Below are 10488 nucleotides of genomic sequence, written 5' to 3' on the forward strand. Positions count from 1 at the left end.
CTGAGCCGGATTGTTGATCTGCTTCATCAGGTCTTCGTTGGCGATGGCCGGGGCCGCAGCCGCCATGCCAGCACCGAGTGCGAGAAGATGGACCGCTCTCATGGATTCCTCCGACAGGTCTTAGAGTCCTCGCGCGCAATCTTGCGGATTACGTAAGAGAACCTGACCTGTTGTTTGCGACAGGGATCGAAGCTTCGATAGCGGGCGGGTTTGTCGCGTGCCGCGAGGGCACTGAGCCAGAAGCCGCCATCCCTTTGGCGTCCTCCTCGAAACCGAAGCTTGAACGAACTCTAAGAAAAATTTGGCCGCCGTCAACTCGCTTGCGAGCCTCAAAAACGGGCGCCGTTCAAGTCCTGGTGACCGCTCGGCCGAGGTTCGACGGTCGATCCCCGCGCACCGCAACGTGTTGCGCTGCAAAATAGAAGTCTTGCTCCTCAAAGTTACTTTTCAGTTTCGAGCCGGCTCCGCATGCAGCGGCAGCATGCGCGGTAGCCCGGAGCGGCGTTGCCATGCTTCCGGAGGCAGGTGACCGCGGCCGGGCGCGACGGCAATCCCGCCCGGGATAATTCGGCAATGAATGCGTTGCAAAATGGCCGAGCTTGGCGATGTGCGCGAAAGCGGCGGCGCGGCGCCCAGCGGATCGGAAGCGCGCAATCCTGTCGCGTCTGCGGCGAGACGGCGCAGGCCCCGCGCCCGCGCGAACCTTGTGAATATCCGTCCTTCGAAAGCCCGCTCCGGGCCGCGAGTCGCGGCCGGCGTCACGGCGGCCGGGCCCCGACTCGCGGCCCGGTCCGGATCAGAGATCCTTCGGCAGGCTTCCCCGGGGCGCGCAGCGCCAGCGCTCGACGTGCCACTCGGGGTGGGCCGCCTGCCAGTTCGCGAGCGCGCTCTGCGAATGGCGCAGGCAGAGGAAGGGGTTCGTCGATTCGTAGGAGAGGTTGATCCGGTCCTCGCGGCAGGTGGTCGGCTGCGCGAGGAGGCAGATCGAGAGCAGGATCATCATGGGCCGGGGCCTCGTCGTGGGTCGGCGAACCCGAGGGTCCAGCGCCTCCCGCGAAGCCGGCTCAGGTTCTGCCGCCCATAGATGAGGCGGCCGGGCGCGCCGGCCAGCCCCCGCGGGCGGCCGGCCTCAGGCCGCCGCCCAGAGCTCGCCCTTGCCGATCGTGGCGAGATCGCCCGAGTAGCGCCGCAGGGCGCCCGCCGCGAGGTCGGCATGGGCGGCGCTGACCCCGCGCAGGGTGCGGGCGAGGAGGCGCAGGAAGACGAGGTCGTGGCTGCCGGTCTCGACGAAGGTCGGGCTCATCGCGCCGTGGCGGCCGACGAGGAGCGTGCCGCGGCGCATCCCGAGGCCCGGATGGTCGCCGACCGCGAGCGCCGCGATCGTGCCGGCGATCATGCGCGCGCCGGCGTGCCGGCCGGCCGCGCCGGCGACGAGGAGGCCGCGCCGCATCCGGTCGCCCAGGTGATCCCCGGCCCGGCCGCGGATGACGAGGGTCGCTCCGTCGAGCCCGGCCCTGGCCGCGTAGACGGCCCCGCCCGCATGATCGCCGGCATCCCCCTCGATCGTGATCGTGCCGCCGATGGCACCGCTGCCCGCGAAGGGGCCGGCGCTGCCCTCGACCGTGAGGGTGCCGCCCGCCATGCCCTCGCCGAGGCGCTGGCCGACATCGCCCGCGATCCGGATCGTGCCCTCGGAGAGGGCGGCGCCGACCCGGTCGAGGCGCTCCGAGCCGCCCTCGATCACCAGGGTGTCGGAGCCGTCGAGCGCCACCGAGAAGCAGTCGCCGAGGGTCAGCCCGCGCCGGCTCGTGCCGACCGGGAGCCGCGCCGCCTCGATCTCGGTGAGCTTCGAGAGGGAAAGCGGGGTGATGTTGAGGAAGTCGAGGCGCTCGGGCGGGGCCTCGCGCAAGGTGAGGACGCTCATGCTGCACCCGGTTTCGTGAGGAGGTCCCGGAGGTGGTAGTGGTGGCGCCCGAGATTGCCGCCGTAATTGCCGGCCGTGACCGCGACGAGTCCGTGGCTCGCCCCGACCTCGGTGGCCGCGTGCAGCGCCGCCCGCATCGACTCGGCCACGCCCGCAGAGGTCAGCGCGTCGATGACGATCTCCAGCACCACGCCGCATTCGGGCGGCAGCGCCGAGCCGGCCCGGCCCTTCAGCGTCGGGCAGTAGGCGTCGTTCGTCGAGGCCATCATGCCCTTCGTCCGGCCGCCGACCTTCGAGCCCGAGCGCACGACGCCGCCGGGGAAGGGCAGGATCGCGCCGGGCACCCCGCGCGCCGCCTCGACCGCGATCTCGGCGACCTTGAGCGTATCCGCGTGCTTGCGCCCGAGGAAGAGCAGGTTGCCGCCGCCGACCGCGCCGTCGACGGCGCGGGTCGAATCCTCGCACAGGAACTCCCCGTCCATGACGGGGATGCGCCAGTAGCGGCGGACCCGGCCCTGCGCGTCGGCGAGGCGCTTGGCGACCGCGAAGCCGTCGCCGAAGTAGCGGATGGCGCCGCCGAGCTTGATCTTGGTCGGCCCCTCGACGCCCGCGTAGCAGGCGGTGCCGGGGCAGGTCAGGATGCACTGGCCGACGCGCTTGAGGAGCTGCTCCTTGAGCCCGTTCGGCTCGAAGCCGAACAGCAGGATGCGCACGCCCGGGCGCCCGTCCGGCGTCTCCTCGGGGGAGAGCTCGGCGTCGATGCCGGCCTCGGCGCCGCAGCCGATCACCGAGGTGGCGAAGCCCGTCATCACGGTGGCGGCGATCATCGCCCACTTCGCCGTGTCGTTGGTGACGACGATCGCGGTGCCGGCCACGTCGAACGCCTCGGCGAAGGTGTCCTCCACCGGGATGCCGTTGAGGGAGAGGTCAGCCATCGTCAGACTTCGGTCCGGTCGTGGAGGGCGCACCCGGGGCGGGGCGGGCGCGGGGCGGGGGTCAGGCGCGGCATGCCACCTCCTCGAAGACGTCAGGCGCGGAGAAGGCCGCGTCCGGCACCGCGAAGCTCTCGAGCCCCTGGCCGAAGCGGTCCTGCAGGTAGGCGTCGGTGCGCCGCTCCATCGCCCTGTCGGACTCGACCGTGAGCTCGAGGGTGCGGCCGGAGCGCCAGTCGACGATCTCGCCGTCCTCGACGATCGGCACGCCGTCCTTCAGGACGAGCCTCGCCCGCGCGAACATCGCCGTGCGGTCGCGGTCGTCGCGGTAGACCGCGACGTCGGCCCGCGCGCCCTCGCGCAGGTGCCCGCGGTCGGAGAGGCCGAGGAGCTTGGCGGGCCCGGAGCGGGTGAGCTGCGCGATCTCGGAGAGCGTGTACTCGCGCTCGATCCCCGGCAGGGAGGAGCGCTCGCCCACCACCTTCGGGAGCGTGGCGATCTCGCGATTCCGCTCCTCCTTGTCCATCAGGAGGTGGATGATGCGCGGGTACTCGGTGAAGGGGCCGCCGTTCGGGTGGTCGGTGGTCAGGATGGTGCGCTCCGGGTCCTTGGAGAGCAGCATCAGCTCCAGGCCGATCGCCCATTGCAGGGAGCTCGTCGGGCCCCGCGGCCGGTAGAGGAAGGGCACCACGCCGCCGCCCTCGGCATCGCCCGCGTTGAGGATCCACTTCTTGGGCTTGGCGCCCTTGCGGCCCGCGAACTGGCGCAGGATGTCGAGTGAGATCGTCACCGTCTGCCCGAACACCACCTGGCCGACGTCGAAGGTCGCGTTCGGGTGCGCCTCCATCGCCTGCGTCAGGCGCTCGGCGGCCGAGCGGAAGCCGCCGGTCATCGGGTTCTCGGGGTCGACCACGCCGTAGGCGTAGAACTGGGCGTGGGCGAAGTGGATGCGCCGCCCCTCCGCCGCCTCGAGCGTCGCCACGAAGCTGTCGTCGGCGCCGGGCAGGCCGAGATTGTTGCAGTGGACGTGCAGCGGGTGCGGCACGCCGATCTCCTCAACCGCGTCGAGGAGGGCGCCCATGATCCTGCGCGTCGAGAGCCCGTAGGTGGGGATCTCGTCGTCGAGGCTGAGCTTCAACGCCCCGTCCTTGAAGGCGGAGGCGCCGCCCGCGTTGATGCACTTCACGCCGAGCGCCCGCGAGGTCGCCGTGTTGAGTGCCACGAGGTCGCGCACCGCCGCCTTGCCCTCGCGCTCGCGCAGGAGGTGCAGGAGCTGGTCGTCGTTGCCCATCACGCAGAGCGCGCCCCGGTCGAGGAGCGGGATGTCGGCGAGTTCGAGCTGGGTGGCGAGCGCGTTGACCGGCGGCATCGCCGGCTCGACCGCAGTGGTGTAGCCCATCCGCGCGTAGTTGGCGCCGATCCAGGCGGCCGAGCCGCCGGCATGGGCGAAGGGGTGGCCCTCGGGCGCCGCCTCGCTGACGTAGAGGTCGGGCATGAGGAGGCGCGACAGCACCACGTTGCCGCCCGCGATGTGCGAGTGGACCTCGACGCCGCCCGCCATCACGACGCAGCCCGTGGCGTCGACCGTGCGGTCGGGCGCGCGCTCGGAGGGCGCAACGACGCGGCCGTTCTCGACCCAGACGTCGCCGACCGCATCGCGGCCCGTGGTCGGATCGACGACCCGTCCGCCAGTGATCCGGATCAGCATCAGGCGCCCTTCTGTTCGGTGAGGCGGTCGCGGATGCGGCCGAGCACCTCGGCGGCGCTCGGCGCGCCCGCGCCGGCGCTCGCGGCCGCGTGGTAGGTCAGGGCGGCGCGGCCCTCGTTCCAGAGCACGCCGTCCGCGCTCTCGCCCGGCACGGCGACCGCGATGACGATCTCGGCGGTCTCCGCCGCGGCCTCGGGGCTTCCGGCGCCGACGAGGGCGACGGTCGGCACGATGTCCAGCCAGTCCGGCCGGGGCGAGGGCAGGGCGCTGAGCCAGAGCGCGGCGTCGGACTCGCCCGCGGCCGCCTGGCGGGCGGCGTCGAAGCGCCAGGGATCGTGCTCGGGAAGCCCGCGGCCGAAGCCGACGCGCGGCGCCTGCCCCGTCGTCCAGGCCGAGAGCTGGACCACCGCCCGGTCCTGGCCGGCGGCGCCGGAGACGGCCAGCGCGAAGAAGCGCGTCGTCTCGTCGATCTCCTTGACGAGACCCTGCAGCATCTCGACGCCCATCTCGCCGATCTCGGCCGGGTCGTAGAGGGCGACGCCGAACTGCGCCGCGTAGAGCCGCCGGGCGAGGTCGGCGTAGGGTGCATCCCCCGCGAGGTGCCCCTTGGCGAAGGCGCGCAGATGCGCGAGCGAGACCGCGAGGCCGCCGGGATCGACGGCGTAGGCGTCGGCCGCCGCGCCGGGGGGTCCGCCGAGGGCGACGAGGCCGCGTGCGGCGCCCGCCGCGCGCCCGCGGCTCGGGCCGGCGGCGGCGAGCCGCTCCAGGAGCGGGTTCCGCCAGGGCGCCTGCCCGACGACGAGGACGAGGTCGGCGCGGCCGACGGCCTCGGCGGGCGTCGTCGTCATGGCGCCGGTGCGGCTGAGCGCGCCGAGCTCGGCGTAGGTGCCGGCGGCGCCCGCCGTGTCCAGGGAGGCGCCGGAGGCGGCGGCGAGATGGAAGGCCGCCCGCACGGCGGCGAGGTCCGCCGAGAGCCCGGCGACCACGGGCGCCCGCGCCGCGGCGAGGAGGGATGCGGCCGCCTCGATGGCGGTGCCCGCATCCGTCGCGCCTCCCTTGACCCAAGCGCCCATTCGACCTCCCTCGCGTTCGAATTGGAGCACCGCGGGGTCGGCTGAGGCCGTCGTCGGCCTCGCGCGACCGGTCGGGACCCCGGGGTCCTCGTCGGCCGATGCACGGGGGCGCACGTTTGCATCGGTCAAAGCCGGCAAGCAAGAGCCGCCCGCGGTTTTCCGCCGGCACCACGCGCCGGGCCGGCCATCGGAGGTTGCCCCGAACGGGCGCTCCGCTAGAAAGACTGCGCGATGGCGGGCCCGGATCTTCTCGGATGCGGCGGCGCGCCGGCCCGGACGGGAGGGGACCAGAGGTGACGGAAACCCCGGACCGGCCGAGGGACGCGACAGGGCAGGGCGACGGCGGGCGGGGCGCGACCGGGGCGGCGGTACGCGTGCGCGCGCCGGCCCGCCTGCATTTCGGCTTCCTCGACCTTCACGGCGGCCTCGGCCGGCGCTTCGGCAGCATCGGCCTCGCCGTCGACGCGCCCGCCGTCGAGCTCGACGCGCGCGCCGCCGGGGGCCTCACCGCCGAGGGCCCGGAATCCGATCGCGTTCTCGCCTACGCGCGCGCCGCCGCCGGCCATCTCGGCGTGCCGGAGGCGGCCTCCTTCCGCGTCGCGGAGGCGATCCCCGCCCATGCGGGCTTCGGCTCGGGCACGCAGCTCGCCCTGGCGGTGGCGGCGGCGCTGGCGCGGCTCAACGGCCGGTCCTTCACCCCCCAGGACTTCGCCGACGCGCTGGACCGCGGCAACCGCTCCGGCGTCGGGCTCGCCGCCTTCACCGACGGCGGGCTCATCGTGGACGGAGGCCGCGACGCGCGCGGCAGCCCGCCGCCCGTCATCGCCCGGCTGCCCTACCCGGAGGCGTGGCGGGTCGTCCTCATCCTCGACACGGCGATGACCGGCGTGCACGGCAAGCGCGAGATCGAGGCGTTCCGCGACCTGCCGCGCTTCCCCGAGGCGGAGGCCGCCGAGATCTGCCGGATCGTGCTGATGCAGGTCATGCCGGCGGCCGTGGTGGCCGATCCGGACGCCTTCGGCGGCGGCATCACCGCGATCCAGCGCCGGATCGGCGACCATTTCGCGCCTCACCAGGGCGGCCGCTACGCGAGCCCGGCCGTCGCCGAGGCGCTCGGCGCCATCGCCGCCCGCGGGATCACCGGCTACGGCCAGAGCTCCTGGGGACCGACCGGCTTCGCGCTTCTCCCCTCGGAAGCGGAGGCCCGCGCCCTCGTCGCCGAGCTCGAACGGCCCGGCCCCTTGCGCTTCGTGATCGCCCGGGGCCGGAACGCCGGCGCCCTGGTGGAGAGCCTCTGACGGGAGGGTCCGGCCACCGCGCGCCGAGCGGGGCGGGGCCGGAATGCGGCCCCGCCGGCGCCCTCAGCCCTTCTTGATGATCGGGGCCGGCTCGACCGGGGCCGGCGGTGGCTTCGGCGCGCAGGCCGTCGCCGCGAGGGCGAGGATTGCGGCCACGGCGCCGAGGATGATCTGCTTCGAGGTGGGAACAAAGGTCGTCACGGTCGTCTCCAGAACAGGACCGACCGCGAACCTATGGACATGTCCCCGGATCGATAGTGCATTCCTGCAACGCGCGCGGGAAAACAGTCCAGGGGTTTTGAATATTTCAAGACAGCTGTTGCCGAAACATCCCGGACGCGCCTTCGGCCCGGAGCGGTGCGCGCCGCGCGATTTCCGGCGGCCGGACGCTTGACCCGGCACCGCCGGAAGGTTCTTGGACTGTCGGCAGGCACGGCGCGTCCGGCGGCGGCCGATCCCGGAGGAGACCGACGATGGCCCGCTCGATCCTGCACATGCTCACGCCCCTCAAGCACATGAGCCCGTTCGACGTGAACATGGCCGTCGACGCCGGCTTCGAGACCATCGTCACCTACACGGGCGTCGACCTCGCCGACGTCGTCTCCCTGACGCAGGACTCGATCTTCTCGCGCGCGCCGCAGGACGGCACCCGCACCGGCATCTTCATCGGCGGCAAGAACGCCGAGGACGCCCTCGACATGGTGGACCGCGCCAAGAAGGCGTTCGTGCCGCCCTTCGCCAACCACGTCTTCGCGGACCCGGCCGGCTCCTTCACCACCGGCGCCGCGATGGTGGCCGAGGTCGCCCGCGCCCTGAAGGCCAGGTTCGGCACCGACCTCACGGGCAAGCGCATCGTCATCTTCGGCGGCGCCGGCGTCGTCGCCTACGTGGCGGCGGTGATCGGGGCGCTGGAGGGCGCCAGGACCGTGCTCGTCGGCCACGACGGCGAGGAGCGCGTCTCGAAGATCGCCTTCACCATGAAGTGGCGCTTCGACATCGAGGTCGGCGCCGTCGACGGCTCGACCCCGGAGGCGCGCCGCGCCGCGATCCAGGACGCCGAGGTGATCCTCTCGGCCGGCCCCGCCGGCATCCCGATCCTCTCGGCGGAGGATCTCGAATCCGCCCCGAAGCTCCTCGTCGCCTCGGACGTCAACGCCGTGCCGCCCGCCGGCATCGCGGGCATCGACGTCAACGCCGTCGACGTGGCCCTGCCGACCGGCAAGGGCATCGGCATCGGGGCGCTCGCGGTCGGCAACGTCAAGTACCAGACCCAGTGCCGGCTGTTCCGCCGGATGCTCGATTCCGCCGAGCCGCTCTGCCTCGACTTCCGGGACGCCTACGCGCTCGCCGTCGAGATCGCCGGCTGAGGCCGGGCATCGGGTATCGCCCGTGGCCGGGGAGGCGATCCTCCTCGCCGCCCAGTCGGCCCGGGCGCTCGCCGAGAGCGCGCGGCGGGCGGGTCTGCGCCCCTACGTCGCCGACCTGTTCGGCGACGCCGACACGCTCGACCTCGCCGAGGGCTACCGGCCGCTGCCCGGCCGCTTCGGCACCGGCCGCCTCGGGGGCTCGGCCCTGATCGGCGCCCTCGACGCTCTGGCCGGCCTCGCCGGTCCGCGCTGCCTCGGCGTCGTGCTCGGCTCGGGGCTCGAGGGCGCGCCCGACCTGATGGCCGAGATCGCCCGGCGCCACCGCCTCCTCGGGGCGGCGCCCGGGACGGTGGCGGCGCTCAAGGACCCGATGGGCTTCGCCGCCCTCTGCGGGCGCCTCGGCATCCCGCATCCTGCCGTGACGCTCGGCCCCCTCGACGACCCGGCCGGCTGGCTCCTGAAGCGGGCCGGCGGCTCGGGCGGCAGCCACATCCGGGCCGCGACCCGGGGGCGGGCGCCGGCCGGCGCCTACTTCCAGGCCCGCGTGCCCGGCCGCGCCTTCGGCCTCGCCGTGCTGGCGGACGGGCGCTCCATCGCCGTCGTGGCGCTCACCGAGCAGTGGAGCGCCGGCTCGGCGCTGCGCCCCCACCGCTACGCGGGCGCGCTGGAGCGCGGGCGCGCGGAGGCGCCGGCCCTGCCCGGCGCGATCCTCGCGGCGGCGACGGACGCCGTGGACCGCCTCGCCGCCGCCACGGGCCTGCGCGGGCTCGCCAGCGCCGACCTCCTCTCGGACGGCGAGCGCTGGTGGCTCACCGAGATCAACCCGCGCCCCGGCGCCACCCTCGACATCCTCGACCGGCGCGGGGGCAGCCTGCTCCTCGCGCATGTGGCGGCGAGCGCGGGCGAGCGCGTGACGCCTGGCCCAACCCCGGTGGATGCGGCGGCCGCGGAGATCTGTTACGGGGCCCGGGACTACCGCCCGGTGCCGCGGATCGCGTGGCCGGACCACGCGCGCGACCGGCCCCGGGCCGGCACCGACGTGGCCCGGGACGCGCCGCTCTGCACCCTTCTGGCCACCGGCCGGGACGCGGCGGCGGTGCGCGAGATGTTGCGGGAGAGGGCGGCACGCCTGCACGCCCTCCTCGACCAGGAGGAAACCGATGAGCACGAGTGTGAAGTATCCGAGCGTCAACGCGCTGACGGCGCCGCTGGTTGAGCGCCTCGTCGCCGACGCGGAGGTCCTGCGCCTCGCGGTGACGCAGGAGGCGGGCGGCGCCCGGATGGTGGATGCAGGCGCGGGCGTGCGCGGCTCGATCGAGGCGGGACGGCGCATGGCCGAGATCTGCCTCGGCGGCCTCGGCACGGTGACGATCAGCCCCTCGGGACCCGTCTCGTCCTGGCCCTACTCGGTGGTGGTGCACGCGAGCGACCCCGTGATCGCCTGCCTCGGGAGCCAGTATGCGGGCTGGAGCCTCGCCGACGAGACGGGCGATTCCGGCTTCTTCGCCCTCGGCTCGGGGCCCGGCCGGGCGGTGGCGGTCGTGGAGGACCTCTACAAGGAGCTCGGCTACCGCGACACCGCCGCCAAGACCGCCCTCGTGCTCGAGGCCGCGAGCGGGCCACCGGCCTCGGTCGTCGCCAAGGTGGCGGAGGCCGCCGGCCTCAAGCCCGAGGACGTCACCTTCATCTTCGCGCCGACCCAGTCGCTCGCGGGCTCGACGCAGGTCGTCGCCCGCGTCCTCGAGGTGGCGCTGCACAAGGCGCACACGGTCGGCTTCGACCTCCACAAGATCGTGGACGGCATCGGCTCGGCGCCGCTCTCGCCGCAGCACCCGGACTTCATCCGCGCCATGGGCCGCACCAACGACGCCATCATCTACGGCGGCCGGGTCCAGCTCTTCGTGGAGGCCGACGAGGCGGACGCGCGCCAGCTCGCCGAGCAGCTCCCCTCGACCAATTCGAGCGACCACGGCGCGCCCTTCGCCGAGATCTTCGCGCGGGTGAACGGCGACTTCTACAAGATCGACGGCGCCCTCTTCAGCCCGGCCGAGGTCATCGTCACCTCGGTCAACACCGGCAAGAGCTTCCGGGGCGGACGCCTGATGCCCGAGCTCGTCGAGGCGTCGTTCGCCTGAGCCCACCTCTCCCGTCCGGGAGAGGGAGCGCGCCGCTCCTCACCTCTCCCG

10 protein-coding genes are annotated in these 10488 nt (G+C 73.8%); 4 read left to right on the top strand and 6 right to left on the bottom strand.

All coding sequences use genetic code 11. The annotated features are described in order from the left end of the window. Positions 1-796: 796 nt before the first annotated feature. The 5 genes from MOX02_RS14180 to MOX02_RS14200 all read right to left on the bottom strand — a co-directional run bounded on the left by MOX02_RS14180 (position 797) and on the right by MOX02_RS14200 (position 5637). Entirely contained in the window at positions 797-1003 is a 207-nt protein-coding gene (locus tag MOX02_RS14180) for a hypothetical protein (protein WP_147026443.1), read from the bottom strand. 126 nt (positions 1004-1129) lie between these two features. Beyond that, positions 1130-1924: a formylmethanofuran dehydrogenase subunit C gene (locus MOX02_RS14185; protein ID WP_147026444.1), complete on the bottom strand. Its 795-nt coding sequence runs from the start codon at positions 1922-1924 to the stop codon at positions 1130-1132. Beyond that, positions 1921-2859 carry a formylmethanofuran--tetrahydromethanopterin N-formyltransferase gene (fhcD, locus tag MOX02_RS14190; protein ID WP_147026445.1) on the bottom strand — a complete coding sequence of 313 codons (939 nt, stop codon included), beginning with the start codon at positions 2857-2859 and terminating at the stop codon, positions 1921-1923. Before fhcD ends, MOX02_RS14185 begins: the two co-directional genes overlap by 4 nt. 61 nt (positions 2860-2920) lie before the next feature. Then, positions 2921-4564, bottom strand: a complete 1644-nt coding sequence (locus MOX02_RS14195) for a formylmethanofuran dehydrogenase subunit A (RefSeq protein WP_147026446.1) — start codon at positions 4562-4564, stop codon at positions 2921-2923. Next, complete coding sequence (locus MOX02_RS14200) at positions 4564-5637, bottom strand: molybdopterin-binding domain-containing protein (protein WP_147026447.1); 1074 nt, start codon at positions 5635-5637, stop codon at positions 4564-4566. Before MOX02_RS14200 ends, MOX02_RS14195 begins: the two co-directional genes overlap by 1 nt. A gap of 374 nt (positions 5638-6011) precedes the next feature. Here MOX02_RS14200 and MOX02_RS14205 point away from each other — a divergent pair, with 374 nt between their 5' ends. After that, positions 6012-6935 carry a beta-ribofuranosylaminobenzene 5'-phosphate synthase family protein gene (locus MOX02_RS14205; protein ID WP_244948436.1) on the top strand — a complete coding sequence of 308 codons (924 nt, stop codon included), beginning with the start codon at positions 6012-6014 and terminating at the stop codon, positions 6933-6935. A gap of 63 nt (positions 6936-6998) precedes the next feature. Here the strand turns inward: MOX02_RS14205 and MOX02_RS31250 are convergent, their stop codons facing one another. Then, entirely contained in the window at positions 6999-7136 is a 138-nt protein-coding gene (locus MOX02_RS31250) for a hypothetical protein (RefSeq protein WP_170267875.1), read from the bottom strand. 272 nt (positions 7137-7408) lie between these two features. Between MOX02_RS31250 and MOX02_RS14210 the strand changes: the two genes are divergently transcribed. The 3 genes from MOX02_RS14210 to mch are packed head-to-tail and all read left to right on the top strand — an operon-like array spanning position 7409 to position 10437. Next, entirely contained in the window at positions 7409-8302 is an 894-nt protein-coding gene (locus MOX02_RS14210; protein ID WP_147026449.1) for an NAD(P)-dependent methylenetetrahydromethanopterin dehydrogenase, read from the top strand. Positions 8303-8324: 22 nt separating this feature from the next. Next, positions 8325-9518 carry an ATP-grasp domain-containing protein gene (locus MOX02_RS14215; protein WP_238178755.1) on the top strand — a complete coding sequence of 398 codons (1194 nt, stop codon included), beginning with the start codon at positions 8325-8327 and terminating at the stop codon, positions 9516-9518. Next, positions 9463-10437, top strand: a complete 975-nt coding sequence (gene mch / locus MOX02_RS14220) for a methenyltetrahydromethanopterin cyclohydrolase (protein WP_147026450.1) — start codon at positions 9463-9465, stop codon at positions 10435-10437. The genes MOX02_RS14215 and mch overlap by 56 nt, the downstream gene beginning before the upstream one ends. The last annotated feature ends 51 nt before the right edge of the window (positions 10438-10488 follow it).

It is taken from the genome of Methylobacterium oxalidis, assembly GCF_007992195.1.
Classification (GTDB): Bacteria; Pseudomonadota; Alphaproteobacteria; order Rhizobiales; family Beijerinckiaceae; genus Methylobacterium; species Methylobacterium oxalidis.